Consider the following 14,390-nt stretch of genomic DNA (forward strand, 5'->3'; position numbering starts at 1 on the left):
TGCCACGTTAAGCTGTTGATTACATACTACTGCCGCCCCTTACTTTTAGTGATGGAGCATCTCGTCGACTACCTGCTCCTTGCTGAGCTGATACGGATAGTAGGTCGGCCAGTTATCCATCTCCTTCAGCAGCGCCTCCTGAGAGGTATTGCCCATAAAGATATGGAAGTGCGCTGACTTGCGCGGAGCAATAGTGTGATCGCTAAACTGCACGAACTTCGGCGCGCTGCTGCTGGCATCTTTACACTCAAACAGATAGCGCACGCCTTTTTTACCCGAGGCGTAGGTGAGGATCTTATAGCCCGCCGATTCATACTTACAGCTGCTCACCTTGTCTCCGGTATGAAACTCCATCACGCCGTTCTCAATACCCAGCGTATCGACATTCGTTATGTACCCCTTACGGTAGTACGCTTTGATCTCCTCGGCGGTTTTACCCTTCTCTTTCTCAGCCTTCTTTTTGAAAACCGGATCGAGGTCGCCGCTAAGCAGGTAGGGATAGATAGATTGCCACATGCCGTCCCAGTCGCTTAGATCGCGCGCTTTAACGTCTTTATCATCGAACTCACCTTCGGCCGCTTTTTGCTCCAGCGCCGTCAGCGGTTTACCGTGTGCATGGTGACCATGCGCCAGTGCATCTCCCCCCATCAATAACGCTCCCAGAGCTACTGCAAATTTTCCAAAATGGTTAGCCAAAATTTTACCCTCAGTCCATGTCAAGAGAGGTTATGTTATATTATAACATAACCTACATCAATTCTTATGTTAAGACCTAACGTAACTGGCTATAATTACTCCTAAATCACTGGAGAAAAGCTTATGAAACTCGCGGTATACAGCACCAAGCAGTACGATAAAAAGTACTTGCAGCAGGTTAACGAGAGCTATCAATACGACCTTGAATTCTTTGACTTCCTGTTGACGGAAAAAACGGCGAAGACGGCCCACGGCTGCGACGGCGTGTGCATTTTTGTTAACGATGACGGCAGCCGTCCGGTGCTGGAGGAGCTAAAAAAGCATGGGGTTAAGTTTATCGCCCTGCGCTGCGCCGGGTTTAACAACGTCGACCTCGAGGCGGCAAAAGAGCTGGGGCTGCGCGTGGTTCGCGTCCCGGCCTACTCACCGGAAGCGGTAGCCGAGCACGCCATCGGCATGATGATGACCCTTAACCGTCGTATTCACCGCGCCTACCAGCGTACCCGCGACGCTAACTTCTCCCTTGAGGGGCTGACCGGCTTCACCATGCACGGTAAAACCGCCGGGGTGATCGGCACAGGAAAAATCGGCGTTGCCGCCCTGCGTATCTTAAAAGGTTTTGGTATGCGCCTGCTGGCGTCCGATCCCTACCCGAGCGCGGCCGCGCTGGAGCTGGGCGTTGAGTATGTCGATCTGCCGACGCTGTTTGCCAACGCCGAGGTTATCACCCTGCACTGCCCGCTAACCGCCGACAATTACCATCTTCTCAACCGCGACGCTTTCGCGCAGATGAAGGATGGCGTGATGATCATCAACACCAGCCGCGGCGGGCTGATTGACTCTCAGGCAGCCATTGAGGCGCTGAAGACGCAGAAAATTGGTGCGCTGGGTATGGACGTGTACGAGAACGAGCGCGATCTCTTCTTTGAAGATAAGTCGAACGACGTTATCCAGGATGATGTCTTCCGCCGCCTCTCCGCCTGCCATAATGTGCTGTTTACCGGGCACCAGGCGTTTTTAACCGCTGAAGCGCTGATCAGCATCTCACAGACCACGCTGGAGAACCTGCGCCAGCTGGAAAATGACGATCGCTGCCCTAACGAGCTAGTTTAAGCGTTATTCAACGTGTCTCCCTCCGCCTGCGGGGGGAGTTTCAGACTATCCCGCAAGACTTCCCGCACCGTACTGATAAAATAGAACTTACCACGGAGGATCTTCAGGGAGTCATTATGAAAAGAGTTATTGCCTTAACCGCGATGTGTGTTCTGCTGGCGGGCTGCGTGCGGGATGGAAAGGTCTCCGTGACCAGCGAGCAGCTTGTCGGACACCGCTTTGTGCTGGAGAACGTTAACGGCAAGGCGATTACCCCCGGCGAGGATCCGCCCGAGTTAAGCTTCGGCGAGAAAATGGCGATCTCCGGCAGCATGTGCAACCGTTTCTCTGGCCAGGGGAAACTCTCGAGCGGCGAGCTGTCGGCAAAAGCGCTGGTGATGACCCGCATGGCCTGTGCCGATCCGCAGCGTAGCGAACTGGATACCGTGATTGGCACCCTGCTCAAAGAGGGCGCGCAGGTAGACCTTACCGATAGCCAACTGACGCTGACCACGGCGGATCAAACGCTAATCTATAAGCTGGCTGACGCGGCGCAGTAATCAGTAGCTGCCGCAGGTGCCGGTGGCAAGAGATTGCTCGCTACAGCGTTTACCGTTAGGCAGTGCGCACATGCCCGTGGCGGAGCCATCCAGCTGACGGGCAATCGACAGCGAACCGCCAATCATGGCGCAGTTGGCTTGACCCGTGCTTGACATAGCCGCCTTCAGCCCTGGCGCGACATGCGCCGCCGTGGCCTGCTGTACCGGCTCGCTGCTACATGCCGAAAGTAACCAGATAGCACACCCTACCCATAACGCTGTACGCATTTCTTCTCCCCCTCTGAGTTAGCAAAACCTATGCATAATAGGCAGCGTAGCGCCTGACGTCGAGAGGAGGATGCGGGTTTTCTGTCCGGCATAGCGTTTTTTGTCACTCTGCGCTATGCCACAGGCCTGACGGCCCCGTTTACGCTAGGTGCGTAGATCCAGCGCTACGTGCGCAGCGGAGAGGGGTGCTGAGAGGTTATTCAACATAATCATGGAAGACTTACAAAAAATGCATTTTGCGCCGAAGGGATTCGCTTCGCTAACGTCAAAATGTGAAGTTCTGTACTGCGAGCCATGACAGCGTGGGCATCGGAAATGAATGTGATTAGTAATAATAGTGTCCTTTTTTCATAGTTATTTTCAACGAGGGCTGCCGTTCAGGCCTGCCTTAACCCGCTGTTCCCATTAGAAGTATAGCGGTCGTTGCTGCATTTGCAGAAAATAGTTGCAGAGAAAATTACTGGCTGAATAAAATTTTTATCAGCGGGGAAAACATCTACAGGGAAATATCAGAAGATACAAACAGTGAGAGGGTTTCGTGGAGTACAAAGATAATTTCAGTGCTACATCGTTACGCTATTAACGCATGATTAACCGCACAGTGCAAGGGGTAAATTGAAATAGTTTGCCAGTGCTACAGACGGGAAAATGCAGCGCGCTATTTTGCGATATCTTCACTTTTAGATCAAAAACCGCTCCGGGCTGGCTGTCTATACTGGAGTGAGAAGTGAACATTTACGCAATGAGAGCAAACCTATGATCACAGTTGATGGTAATGGCGCGGTCGCCTCGGTGGCGTTCCGCGCCAGCGAAGTTATCGCCATATACCCGATAACGCCCAGTTCAACGATGGCCGAGCAGGCGGATGCCTGGGCCGGCAACGGGCTAAAAAACGTGTGGGGCGATACGCCTCGGGTGGTAGAGATGCAGTCCGAGGCTGGGGCGATTGCCGCCGTGCACGGCGCGTTGCAAACGGGGGCGCTCTCCACCTCCTTCACCTCGTCGCAGGGCCTGCTGCTGATGATCCCGACCCTCTACAAGCTGGCGGGTCAGCTGACGCCTTTCGTCCTGCACGTTGCCGCCCGCACCGTGGCTACCCACGCACTCTCTATCTTTGGCGATCACTCTGACGTAATGGCCGTGCGTCAGACCGGCTGCGCTATGCTCTGTGCAGGCAGCGTTCAGGAGGCGCAGGATTTTGCGCTGATCTCCCACGTTGCCACCCTGAAGAGCCGGGTGCCCTTTATTCACTTCTTTGACGGCTTCCGTACCTCGCATGAGATCAACAAAATCGTCCCGCTGGCTGATGAGACGATCCGTAGCCTGCTTCCCGCCGATGAGATTGCCGCCCACCGCGCTCGCGCCCTGAATCCCGACCATCCGGTGATCCGCGGTACCTCTGCTAACCCGGATACCTATTTCCAGTCTCGCGAAGCAACCAACCCGTGGTACAACGCGGTGTATGATCACGTTGAACAGGCAATGGATGCGTTCGCCGAGGCCACCGGTCGCCGCTATCAGCCGTTTGAGTACTACGGCCATCCGCAGGCGGAACGGGTCATTGTTATTATGGGATCGGCAATCGGCACCTGCGAAGAGGTCGTTGATGAGCTGCTGACCCACCATGAGAAGGTTGGCGTGCTGAAGGTGCGCCTCTATCGTCCCTTCTCGGCGCAGCATCTACTGGCGGTGCTGCCCCAGAGCGCGCAGCGGATTGCCGTGCTGGATCGCACCAAAGAGCCAGGCGCACAGGCAGAGCCGCTCTATCTCGATATCATGACCGCGCTGGCGGAGGCCTTTAACCTGGGCGAGCGCGATACCCTGCCGCGCGTCATCGGCGGGCGCTACGGTCTCTCCTCGAAAGAGTTTGGCCCGGAGTGCGTGCTGGCTATCTTTAACGAGCTGCGAGCGGAGAAGCCCAGACCGCGCTTTACCGTCGGCATCTATGATGATGTCACCAACCTCTCCCTGCCGCTGCCGGAGAACACCCTGCCCTCCGGCGCGAAGCTTGAGGCGCTCTTCTATGGCCTGGGCAGCGACGGCAGCGTCTCGGCGACCAAAAACAACATCAAAATTATCGGTAACGCCACGCCGTGGTATGCCCAGGGCTACTTTGTCTACGACTCGAAGAAAGCGGGCGGCCTGACGGTCTCCCATCTGCGCGTCAGCGAGCAGCCGATTCGCTCTGCCTATCTGGTCTCGCAGGCGGATTTTGTTGGCTGCCACCAGCTGCAGTTTATCGATAAGTACCAGATGGCCGAGCGCCTGAAGCCTGGCGGTATTTTCTTGCTCAACACCCCCTACAGCGCCGACGAGGTCTGGGCGCGACTGCCGCAGGAGGTGCAGGCGGTACTGAACCAGAAACAGGCCCGCTTCTATATTATCAATGCGGCGAAGATCGCCCGCGAGTGTGGTCTGGCGGCACGAATCAACACCGTTATGCAGATGGCATTTTTCCATCTGACGCAGATTTTACCCGGCGATACCGCGCTGGCCGCATTGCAGGGGGCCATTGCTAAAAGCTATAGCAGCAAAGGCCAGGAGCTGGTCGAGCGTAACTGGCAGGCGCTGGCTCTGGCCCGCGAATCGCTATTTGAAGTGCCGCTGGAGCATGTTAACGCCGCCAGCCCGTATCGTCCGCCGGTAGTTAGCGACGCCGCGCCGGACTTTGTGAAAACCGTCACCGCCGCGATGCTGGCCGGGCTGGGCGATGCGCTACCGGTCTCCGCCCTGCCGCCGGACGGCACCTGGCCGCTGGGCACCACCCGCTGGGAAAAACGCAATATTGCCGAAGCGATCCCTATCTGGAAGCCGGAGATCTGTACCCAGTGTAACCACTGCGTCGCTGCCTGCCCGCACTCCGCCATTCGCGCAAAAGTGGTTTCCCCCGAGGCGCTGGAGAACGCCCCGGCGTCGTTGCAGTCGCTGGACGTTAAATCCCGCGATATGCGTGGCCAGAAGTACGTCCTGCAGGTCGCGCCGGAGGACTGCACCGGCTGTAACCTCTGCGTAGAGGTGTGCCCGGCCAAGGATCGCCAGAACCCGGAGATCAAGGCCATCAACATGATGTCCCGCCTTGAGCACGTGGAGGAGGAGAAGGTTAACTACGACGCCTTCCTCGATCTGCCAGAGATTGACCGCAGCACACTGGAGCGTATCGATATTCGCACCTCGCAGCTCATCACCCCGCTGTTTGAGTACTCCGGTGCCTGCTCCGGCTGCGGTGAAACGCCGTATATTAAGCTGCTGACCCAGCTCTACGGCGACCGGATGCTGATTGCCAACGCCACCGGCTGCTCCTCAATCTACGGCGGCAATCTGCCCTCGACCCCCTACACTACCGATGCCAACGGACGCGGTCCGGCGTGGGCTAACTCACTGTTTGAAGATAACGCCGAGTTCGGGCTGGGCTTCCGTCTCACCGTTGACCAGCATCGTCAGCGAGTGATGCGCATGCTGGAGACCTTCGCCGAGGCGATCCCGGCCGAGCTTAACGCGGCGCTGCATGCGGAAGCGACGCCGGAAGTCCGGCGGGAACAGGTTGCCGCTCTGCGCCAGCACCTGACCGGCGTGGCGGGAGCCGAAGAGCTGCTGACGGATGCCGATGCGCTGGTGGAGAAATCCATCTGGCTGATCGGCGGCGACGGCTGGGCCTATGACATTGGCTTTGGTGGGCTGGATCATGTCCTGAGCCTGACGGAGAACGTCAACATTCTGGTGCTGGATACCCAGTGCTACTCCAACACCGGCGGCCAGGCCTCGAAGGCGACGCCGCTCGGGGCAGTGACCAAGTTTGGCGAGCACGGCAAGCGCAAGGCGCGTAAGGATCTGGGCGTCAGCATGATGATGTACGGCCATGTCTACGTGGCGCAGATATCACTTGGCGCGCAGCTTAACCAGACGGTGAAGGCGATTCAGGAGGCGGAGGCCTATCCAGGGCCGTCGTTGATTATCGCCTACAGCCCCTGCGAAGAGCACGGCTACGATCTGGCCCTCAGTCACGATCAGATGCGCCAGCTCACGGCAACCGGTTTCTGGCCGCTCTACCGCTTCGACCCGCGCCGCGCCGACGAGGGCAAGCTGCCGCTGGCGCTGGACTCTCGTCCGCCGTCAGATGCGCTGGCCGATACGCTGCTGAAGGAGCAGCGCTTCCGTCGCCTCAATGCCCAGCAGCCGGAGGTGGCAGAGCAGCTGTGGAAGGATGCCACCGCCGATCTGCAAAAACGCTACGACTTCCTGGCGCAGCTGGCAGGAAAAGCGGAGAAGAGCGAGGCGGAATAAGACCCTGTTTTTGCCCGGCATTGCCGGGCAAAACGTGTAATACTCTCTCCTGTGCTAGCCTGCCAGGAGTCCCGCCATGCGCCATCAACCTGTCGTATCATCACGTATCGCCTCTGTTGGCTATGACGAAGCCTCCTGCACGCTGGAAGTTTTATTTCACGATCGCAGCTGCTATCAGTATCACGGTGTACCGCTGCGCATATTTACCGTGTTTTTGACCGTAGTGTCGAAAGGCCGCTTTTATGATGGCGTGGTAAAGGGGAAATTTCCCGAGCGGAAGGTAATACGTTAAACCAGGCCGCTCTTCTGGCCTGGTGATGATTACTTAATTGTTACCGTGATGAGATTGCTTGAACCCTCGTTCCCGGCATTATCAACCATGTAATACGATACCGTGTGCTGACCGATTGCTGCCAGGTCATCTGGGATGAGGAACACCATAGGAAAATCCTCATTAACATCGGTAACAACGTTTGCCGCCTGGCGCATGCCTCCCCAGACCACGCAGATAAGATCGCTCTGCTGAGCATTCACATAGGCAGGAATAGAGACCGCCACGCCGCCCACCAGCGCAATATCCGCAGATTGAATCACGTTATCCGTTGCCTGGGGTAAAATCAGATCAGGTAATGCCATAATGATATCCTCGGTTAAAAACAACCTTTAGGATAAGCTTATGTCCGCCTTAGACTGAGCCGTTAAGAGTCAGTCCGGCGTTAAAAAACCTGTTTCAGCGGAACGAGGCAAGCGCGGGGCGCATGAGCGTTAAAACGATTGAAATAGTTACATTAAGTCGAGTAACTTCAATATCTGGATGTCCGCTTTGTGCCAGAAGCGGACATTGCGCAGTAGTTCTTTATGATAGCTTATTACTTCCTGCATCCTGCTTAAGAGACAGTAAATGCTTACCGGACTGAACCACATAACAATCGCTGTAAACGATATTTCTACAAGTTTTGATTTTTACGTAAAGACACTAGGTTTTACCCCCAAGGCCCGATGGACTTCTGGAGCTTACCTTTGTCAGGGTGATTTGTGGCTGTGCCTTTCTGTTGATGAGGTTTCTCCTCGGCAGGATTACACTCATTACGCATTTAGCATCCGAAGCGAGGATTTTGATGTTTTTTCTAATCACCTGAAATCACTAGGCATTGAGGAATGGAAATCAAACAAGAGTGAAGGGAACTCCATCTATCTTTTGGATCCGGATGGGCATAAGCTGGAAATTCATGACGGTGATTTAAACAGCCGCCTTAATGCATGTCTGAAGCATCCTTACAAAGATATGGTCTTTTTTAATGGCATGAGTGAAGCTGAACAATAGTGATTTGGTAAACCAGAGATCGGCAAAGTTAATCCTGTCACTTCATGGCGTAACTGCTTCGACGGATTTTAAGATTCGATGTCCGCTCCTCGCTCAAAGCGGACGTTCCTCATATCCCACTACCAAGGATATTGCTTTCTGCTAATCATCGAGTCAACGCTGCTGTCAGAGAACCGTTATCAGTTGGAGGCGAGATCGGAACGATCGCCTCGCGTTGTCGGATGCGAAATAACGATAAATTCTACGGGTAATTGGCTGTCGTTCCTGGCCTGATGTTTTGCCCCCGGGGGAATTTCAATTCCCTGCTGAGCCTTGATTTCATGTTTAACCCCTTCCAGTTCCATCGTCAGGTTCCCCTCAAGAACATAAAAAAACTGTCTGGAAATGGAGTGAAAGTGCCGCTTTTCGTGCGTCCCCGGAGGCATTTTTTCATGAATAATCAACATATCCTGCCGATTTACCAGATACCAGCCGTCGCAATTATCACCCCAGATATAGTGTTCAGCATTGTCTTTTGAAATCATTGTCCCTCTCCTGTTCACATCCTTCGTTCAAATCTCGCCAAAGTGATTATTTATTGAGCAAATGTGCGGTTCGTATATCAACTGTTTATATAGAGAAACATATTATTTTTTAAACGCATAGAAATTGTCGACACATGATCGTTAGGCATTTCCATTTCCCATAGGGTAAGAGTCAAAAACTATCATGAAGCAAGCGCTTGTATTGACCGATGAAAATTTACTGACAAGAGGTAACGATCGCTACGTCTTCCAGCATCCGCACGATAGCCAGTTGCTGATCAAAATCGTTATTCCCGACATTGTGAAGTACAAAAGCAAACTGCGTGAAGTCTACCGCGAGCTTAAAGAGTGTAAGCCGAATAACCAAACGGACTCGCTTTATATGCAAAGGATTGAAGGCCTTGTTGAAACCAACAGGGGCATAGGACAAGTCATTGTGAAGGAGTGCGATGAGCATAACCGCATCGCGCAAAATCTTTATCAGCTTGCGCTGAACAAAGAGCTTGATGCCAATAAACTGCAGAAGCTAAACGTGTTTTTAGCATGGTTTGTCACTACCAGTGTCATTATTAACTCCCTGCATTGTAAAAATATCGTCTACGCCTGGGACAATGCGCGTCAGGAATATCGTTTCAAGGTCATCGATGGTTTCGGTGACAAAACGCTTTTTCAACTCAGCAAGCTTTCAGGGGTCATCCGCGATAAAAATAAGCTCAAATGCCTTAAGCGGATGCTCAGGGATTTGAACAGGCTGCAACAGGCCTAATTTTCCCAACGTAATCTTTTAAATTTTCAGTGTATCAATGACGGCTCGCAGAGCCGGTGACACATTACGATGCGGGTAATATAAAAACGATCCTTCCAGGCGGAGGCTGTAACGTTGCAGCACTCTGACAAGGGTGCCCTGTTCCAAATCGTCGGCAATCAGCTCTTCGGGGACATAGGCCAACCCCAGGCCCAACCTGGCGGCTTTGGCTTCCATATAGCTGTCAGCAAAAGCCCACTGCCCCTGCGGCTGGTGCGTAATTTTTTTACCCTCGTTATCAAGCTCCCATGCGTATACGCTTCCGTCGCCAAGCTGGTAAGCAATGCAGGGGTGCCTCACGAGATCGGCAGGCGTTTGCGGGAAGCCGTAGCGACGAAAATGCTCAGGCGTAGCGACAAGGGCCATCTCCATGTCGGGCGTAATGCGCACAGCGACCATGCCGTTGCTGACCTCCGGCCCCAGGCGTACGCTAGCATCGAATCGTTCAGCAATAATATCGACAAACCGGCTTTCACTGATGAGTTCAAGCCTGATGTCAGGATAGTGCTGTTTGAAAATCGCCAGCTTTGGCAGCAGCACTTTATCAATGGTGTGCTGGCTGGCATTGATGCGTACCGTTCCTGATGGGGTATGACGATAATGGGCCACGGTAGCAAGCCCCGTATCGAGCGTATCGAATCCGGACTGCACCGTTCGGTAGAGTTGCTCTCCTGCCTGCGTCAGTGACAATTTGCGTGTAGTGCGCACCAGAAGTTGCAAACCCAGGCGCTGCTCCAGTTCGCGGACAGAACGGCTGATACCCGACTGAGCCAATCCGAGTCGTTGCGCCGCAGCAGTAAAGCTTCCCTCCTGCACAACCAGCATAAACAGATAGAGGTCGTTATAGTTTTCCCGTTTCGCCATTTATAGACCTCACTATTCTCTTCCTTATTTATAACAATATTATATTAATCTTAGCGTTTTTCACCCTCTAATCAGCACGGTAAGTGCTGATTATAATGAGCGCATTGCAACAAAGCACAGCAGCGTTGTCCGTATGAGGCCTGTCCCAGTCACGTGTTTTCGAGGAGCGCTTAGTGAAAACCCTTACTAAAAAACTGCAAGTCACCCTGCCCGCCATGCTGCTATGCGCATCATTAAGTGGAGTAACAACCATGAGCTATGCCGATACAACGAATCCGAATGCACCCGTTTCGATGATTGAAAAATGGGATAAAACCTTTGCCGAAAGCAACAAGGTCGATCACCGCAAGGTGAGCTTCCAGAATCGCTACGGGATCACCTTAGTGGGGGATCTCTATATTCCTAAAGATCGCGGCGAACGTAAGCTGGCGGCCATCGCCGTCAGTGGCCCTTTTGGCGCGGTCAAAGAGCAATCCAGCGGTCTGTATGCGCAGACGCTGGCTGAGCAGGGGTTTGTAACCCTGGCGTTTGATCCCTCTTATACTGGCGAAAGCGGCGGCTCCCCGCGTAATGTCGCTTCTCCGGATATCAATACCGAAGACTTTAGCGCGGCGGTTGATTTCCTCGGCCTGCAGAAAGAGGTGGATCGCAACCGTATCGGTTTACTCGGTATCTGTGGCTGGGGTGGCATGGCATTAAATGACGCCGCGATGGATACCCGCGTAAAAGCGGTCGCCACCAGCGTGATGTACGACATGAGTCGTGCGATGGGTCACGGCGTGGGTGAGGGTAGAGATCGCTATACCACCGCCGATCGTCGCGCCGTTCTGCACTATCTGAACGAGCAGCGCTGGAAGGATGCTGAGAAAGGCACTTTCGCTCCCGGTGGTCATGACATTAATGTCGATAAGGAAGGCAATGTCAGCGCCTCGGATCGCATTTTGCCGGAAACGTTACCTGCGGATCCGCATCCGGTGCTGAAAGAGTTCTATGACTATTACCGGATGCCGCGTGGTTACCACGTGCGTTCCGTAAACTCAACCGGCGCATGGAATGCGACAATGCCCCTGTCCTTTATGAATATGCCGCTGCTGAGCTATGCCAATGAAATCACCATTCCTACGCTGATTGTCACCGGTGAAAAAGCCCATTCACGCTATTTTGCGGAAGATGCCTTTAAAGCCGTCGGCAGCAAAGAAAAAGAGCTGGTGATTGTACCGGGCGCAAATCACGTCGATTTATATGACAATGCTGCCGGTAAAATTCCGTTTGCTAAATTTGAGCAGTTTTTCAAAACCAATTTAAGATAAGTTACTGCGTCAGAATCCCTGCACGCTACCGGTCTATGACAGGTGGCGTGCAGGTGGTTTCAGTAAAGCTGGATTGCATCTAGTTGTTCGCAAGGTCAACCGTTTACTGAATGCTTTTTGAGAGCGTGGCTTCTGTTTATGCAGAACATGAGTAAAGCAGCACAACACACTGACAATAACGGCACAAGCAGCGTTATTCTGAAGCCAGCCAGTTGCGCCATTACACCGGCAATTCCGTTACCAGCCATCATTCCTGTGCGCATAGCATTAGAATGGAATGCGGATGCGAAGCCACTGCGCTCTGGCAAAGCATCCTGAATAAGAGATATGCCCAGCCCGACAAAAATGCCAAAAAACAATCCGTTTAACAGCTGCAACACAATCAGTTTAGTCATGTTACTGGCCAGTTGAAGCAGGCTGTAATAGATGGCAGCAAAGATAAATGCGACCATAATCAGCGGCTCTTTACCTGTTTTTTCTGCCAGATGTGCAGCGGCAAGCATAACGGGAATTTCCATTATGGCGGTTGCTCCCAACAGAAAACCGGGAAACGAGGCGGGTAAATTAAGCTCCTTTACCAGATACAGTGGCATGATGGTCAGGTATGTATTATTTGATAAATTTGCCAGCATCATGACTGCACCCAATACCCAAATGCCACCAGCGATAGGGACGTTCCCGGCACTCTCTTTTTTTGTGCTGCCTTTGCCGATTGTTTTTTTATCCTTCGCAAGCAGTAGCTGACTGACAAGTATGGTCATGCCTGAAAGCGCAGCTGAAGCCAGAAAATTAAACGTGAATCCAAATTTGTCGGCGAAGACAAATGCCAGAGCGGTCCCGCAATCCATACAATAGACACACCTGAACGCATTTGCGTATTCAGTCGCGTAGAGTTAAGTCCTGCCGTCATTGAATGTTTACGGATCATCGAAAGGAGTAATGGAATAGAAGCATTCCCTGGCCCCATAAGAAAAATGCCAACGATCAGTGCCTCGACAGGATGACGGCAGAAAGTGAACGCTATCCCCGCCAGAAAAAGCGCCAGAACAGAGAAAATGAAGAGACGCTTTGCGGGATATCCCTTGTCTGCAAGTCCTCCCATAAGCTGGCTAAAAAACAGTCCTGACAACGCGAAGCCCAGGCTGTAAAAGGTGATAAAAATCGGACTTGCGTGTAATCCATTAATTAAAAACAGACTCATTACAGGCAAAATAAATGCATATGAAACGGCAGTCATTACGTTTACCAGGAACAGCCGCCCGGTATTACCGGAAAAAAAACCCATAAACAACACGCTCTCCGTATAAGGTAATTCTATGTTCTAACACGGATAACGTCTCACAGCGCAGGAAAATAGAACTTCTAACTTCCGCGCTGCCTCTTTTACGCCTGTTTAGCGGTCTCTGACAATCGGCAGATCTGACCACCGGGTCGTGTAGCGCGGCGAGAGCATCTCGCGCTTCATCTGCCATGCCTGCTGGATCCCCTGCCCGGCAAAATAGAGCGTTCCCTGCCCTTTTTTTTCGTTGAGTTTATCCAGCACCGCCATCAGCGCCTCGCTGCCTTGACGCGGCGCATTGGCATCGAAAAGATCGAGCTGCGCCACGCCCTGGCTATAGAAATCCCCGAGCATAACACCCGCCTTCTGATAACGATGGCCTTCGCGCCAGATGGTGTCCAGACAGCGCGTCGCGGCGTGGATAATATCCCGGCTGTCCTGGGTCGGCGTCAGCAGCTTCACCATCGCGCTGTTGCCGTAGTAAGGTTCGCCTGCGGCAAAGGGTGAGGTTTTCACAAAGGCCGAGATGCAGCGGCAGTACTGATGCTGACCGCGCAGTCTGGCCGCTGCCCGCGAGGCGTAGGTGCAGATGGCCTGCCTGACCGACTCATAGTCCGCGGTACGCTCGCCAAAGCTGCGGCTGCAAACAATCTCCTGCTTCGCCGGCACAAACTCATCGAACGCCAGGCAGGACTCGCCCCGCAGCTCCCGCACCGTCCGCTCCAGGACAACGCTAAACTGCTTGCGGATAAAGCGAATATCGCTATCGGCGAGCTGTAGCACGGTTTTGATCCCCAGCGCATCCAGCGCTTTCGCGAGGCGTCGCCCAACGCCCCATACCTCTTCGACCGGCAGCTGCGCCATCAGTCGCCGCTGCCGATCGACGTTCGAGAGATCCACCACGCCGCCGGTCTGCGGCCAGCGCTTGGCGGCATAGTTAGCCAGCTTGGCCAGCGTCTTGGTCTGCGCAATCCCTACTCCCACAGTCAGGTGGGTATCACGCAGCAGCGTCGCGCGGATCTCGCGGCCAAACTCCTCCAGCACGCGGCAGTTACGCACCCCAGTAAGATCGCAGAACGCCTCGTCAATCGAGTAGACGTCCACGCGCGGGCAGAGTATCTCCAGCGTGCCCATGACGCGACGGCTCATATCGGCGTACAGCTCGTAGTTGCTGCTAAAACAGGTGACGCGGTGGGCGCGAAACAGATCGCGCTGCTTAAAGAACGGTGCCCCCATCGTAATGCCTAGCTTTTTCGCTTCCGCGCTGAGGGCGATGACACACCCGTCATTATTACTGAGCACCACTACGGGTTTGCCTTTCAGATCGGGCCTGAAGACCGTTTCACAGCTGGCATAGAATGCGTTCACATCCACCAGGGCAAACATGA

Annotated in this window: 16 protein-coding genes; 7 read left to right on the forward strand and 9 right to left on the reverse strand. The window is 53.7% G+C overall.

What is annotated here, in order from left to right:
• Positions 1-45 precede the first annotated feature (45 nt).
• Positions 46-696: a metal-binding protein ZinT gene (gene zinT / locus RTX96_RS04070; protein WP_312670220.1), complete on the reverse strand. Its 651-nt coding sequence runs from the start codon at positions 694-696 to the stop codon at positions 46-48.
• A gap of 123 nt (positions 697-819) precedes the next feature.
• On the opposite strand from zinT, the gene RTX96_RS04075 reads away from it, so the two are divergent.
• Both RTX96_RS04075 and hslJ read left to right on the forward strand, forming a co-directional pair.
• A complete protein-coding gene (locus RTX96_RS04075; RefSeq protein WP_103820137.1) occupies positions 820-1,809 on the forward strand; it encodes a 2-hydroxyacid dehydrogenase in 990 nt (329 codons plus the stop codon).
• Between the two features lie 116 nt (positions 1,810-1,925).
• Positions 1,926-2,348, forward strand: a complete 423-nt coding sequence (hslJ, locus tag RTX96_RS04080; protein ID WP_312670221.1) for a heat shock protein HslJ — start codon at positions 1,926-1,928, stop codon at positions 2,346-2,348.
• Here hslJ and RTX96_RS04085 read toward each other — a convergent pair whose 3' ends face one another.
• Complete coding sequence (locus RTX96_RS04085) at positions 2,349-2,615, reverse strand: DUF333 domain-containing protein (RefSeq protein WP_103820135.1); 267 nt, start codon at positions 2,613-2,615, stop codon at positions 2,349-2,351. It abuts the gene before it with no gap.
• Positions 2,616-2,759: 144 nt separating this feature from the next.
• On the reverse strand, positions 2,760-2,948 hold the full coding sequence (locus RTX96_RS20840) for a cold-shock protein (protein ID WP_103820275.1): 189 nt from the start codon (positions 2,946-2,948) through the stop codon (positions 2,760-2,762).
• 423 nt (positions 2,949-3,371) lie between these two features.
• Here RTX96_RS20840 and nifJ point away from each other — a divergent pair, with 423 nt between their 5' ends.
• Positions 3,372-6,896: a pyruvate:ferredoxin (flavodoxin) oxidoreductase gene (gene nifJ / locus RTX96_RS04090; protein WP_312670222.1), complete on the forward strand. Its 3,525-nt coding sequence runs from the start codon at positions 3,372-3,374 to the stop codon at positions 6,894-6,896.
• A gap of 76 nt (positions 6,897-6,972) precedes the next feature.
• A complete protein-coding gene (locus RTX96_RS04095) occupies positions 6,973-7,188 on the forward strand; it encodes a KTSC domain-containing protein (protein WP_312670223.1) in 216 nt (71 codons plus the stop codon).
• A 29-nt stretch (positions 7,189-7,217) separates the two neighbouring features.
• Here the strand turns inward: RTX96_RS04095 and RTX96_RS04100 are convergent, their stop codons facing one another.
• Complete coding sequence (locus RTX96_RS04100; RefSeq protein ID WP_312670224.1) at positions 7,218-7,532, reverse strand: hypothetical protein; 315 nt, start codon at positions 7,530-7,532, stop codon at positions 7,218-7,220.
• A 265-nt stretch (positions 7,533-7,797) separates the two neighbouring features.
• Here RTX96_RS04100 and fos point away from each other — a divergent pair, with 265 nt between their 5' ends.
• Positions 7,798-8,220: a fosfomycin resistance glutathione transferase gene (fos, locus tag RTX96_RS04105; RefSeq protein ID WP_103821210.1), complete on the forward strand. Its 423-nt coding sequence runs from the start codon at positions 7,798-7,800 to the stop codon at positions 8,218-8,220.
• A 179-nt stretch (positions 8,221-8,399) separates the two neighbouring features.
• Here the strand turns inward: fos and RTX96_RS04110 are convergent, their stop codons facing one another.
• Positions 8,400-8,744 carry a cupin domain-containing protein gene (locus RTX96_RS04110; RefSeq protein WP_312670225.1) on the reverse strand — a complete coding sequence of 115 codons (345 nt, stop codon included), beginning with the start codon at positions 8,742-8,744 and terminating at the stop codon, positions 8,400-8,402.
• A gap of 184 nt (positions 8,745-8,928) precedes the next feature.
• Between RTX96_RS04110 and RTX96_RS04115 the strand changes: the two genes are divergently transcribed.
• The gene (locus RTX96_RS04115) at positions 8,929-9,510 is read left to right on the forward strand and encodes a YrbL family protein (protein ID WP_103820129.1); all 582 of its coding nucleotides are present in this window, start codon (positions 8,929-8,931) and stop codon (positions 9,508-9,510) included.
• 18 nt (positions 9,511-9,528) lie between these two features.
• Here RTX96_RS04115 and RTX96_RS04120 read toward each other — a convergent pair whose 3' ends face one another.
• Positions 9,529-10,413, reverse strand: coding sequence for a LysR family transcriptional regulator (locus RTX96_RS04120; protein WP_312670226.1), 885 nt, complete (start codon positions 10,411-10,413; stop codon positions 9,529-9,531).
• A 173-nt stretch (positions 10,414-10,586) separates the two neighbouring features.
• Between RTX96_RS04120 and RTX96_RS04125 the strand changes: the two genes are divergently transcribed.
• Entirely contained in the window at positions 10,587-11,723 is a 1,137-nt protein-coding gene (locus RTX96_RS04125; RefSeq protein ID WP_409418553.1) for an alpha/beta hydrolase, read from the forward strand.
• 95 nt (positions 11,724-11,818) lie between these two features.
• Here the strand turns inward: RTX96_RS04125 and RTX96_RS04130 are convergent, their stop codons facing one another.
• The 3 genes from RTX96_RS04130 to RTX96_RS04140 all read right to left on the reverse strand — a co-directional run bounded on the left by RTX96_RS04130 (position 11,819) and on the right by RTX96_RS04140 (position 14,388).
• Entirely contained in the window at positions 11,819-12,484 is a 666-nt protein-coding gene (locus RTX96_RS04130; RefSeq protein ID WP_409418554.1) for an MFS transporter, read from the reverse strand.
• Complete coding sequence (locus RTX96_RS04135) at positions 12,481-13,008, reverse strand: MFS transporter (RefSeq protein WP_312670228.1); 528 nt, start codon at positions 13,006-13,008, stop codon at positions 12,481-12,483. Before RTX96_RS04135 ends, RTX96_RS04130 begins: the two co-directional genes overlap by 4 nt.
• A 108-nt stretch (positions 13,009-13,116) precedes the next feature.
• A complete protein-coding gene (locus RTX96_RS04140; RefSeq protein WP_312670229.1) occupies positions 13,117-14,388 on the reverse strand; it encodes a Y-family DNA polymerase in 1,272 nt (423 codons plus the stop codon).
• Positions 14,389-14,390 lie beyond the last annotated feature (2 nt).

Source organism: Pseudescherichia sp. (genome assembly GCF_032052675.1).
Taxonomy (GTDB): Bacteria; Pseudomonadota; Gammaproteobacteria; order Enterobacterales; family Enterobacteriaceae; genus Pseudescherichia.

Bases quoted from the DNA above. Each gene is read 5' to 3' on its own strand.
- RTX96_RS04075 (WP_103820137.1), top strand. From the start codon at position 820: ATGAAACTCGCGGTATACAGCACCAAGCAGTACGATAAAAAGTACTTG.
- hslJ (WP_312670221.1), top strand. From the start codon at position 1,926: ATGAAAAGAGTTATTGCCTTAACCGCGATGTGTGTTCTGCTGGCGGGC.
- RTX96_RS04085 (WP_103820135.1), bottom strand. From the start codon at position 2,615: ATGCGTACAGCGTTATGGGTAGGGTGTGCTATCTGGTTACTTTCGGCA.
- nifJ (WP_312670222.1), top strand. From the start codon at position 3,372: ATGATCACAGTTGATGGTAATGGCGCGGTCGCCTCGGTGGCGTTCCGC.
- RTX96_RS04095 (WP_312670223.1), top strand. From the start codon at position 6,973: ATGCGCCATCAACCTGTCGTATCATCACGTATCGCCTCTGTTGGCTAT.
- RTX96_RS04100 (WP_312670224.1), bottom strand. From the start codon at position 7,532: ATGGCATTACCTGATCTGATTTTACCCCAGGCAACGGATAACGTGATT.
- fos (WP_103821210.1), top strand. From the start codon at position 7,798: ATGCTTACCGGACTGAACCACATAACAATCGCTGTAAACGATATTTCT.
- RTX96_RS04110 (WP_312670225.1), bottom strand. From the start codon at position 8,744: ATGATTTCAAAAGACAATGCTGAACACTATATCTGGGGTGATAATTGC.
- RTX96_RS04115 (WP_103820129.1), top strand. From the start codon at position 8,929: ATGAAGCAAGCGCTTGTATTGACCGATGAAAATTTACTGACAAGAGGT.
- RTX96_RS04120 (WP_312670226.1), bottom strand. From the start codon at position 10,413: ATGGCGAAACGGGAAAACTATAACGACCTCTATCTGTTTATGCTGGTT.
- RTX96_RS04130 (WP_409418554.1), bottom strand. From the start codon at position 12,484: ATGACCATACTTGTCAGTCAGCTACTGCTTGCGAAGGATAAAAAAACA.
- RTX96_RS04135 (WP_312670228.1), bottom strand. From the start codon at position 13,008: ATGGGTTTTTTTTCCGGTAATACCGGGCGGCTGTTCCTGGTAAACGTA.
- RTX96_RS04140 (WP_312670229.1), bottom strand. From the start codon at position 14,388: ATGTTTGCCCTGGTGGATGTGAACGCATTCTATGCCAGCTGTGAAACG.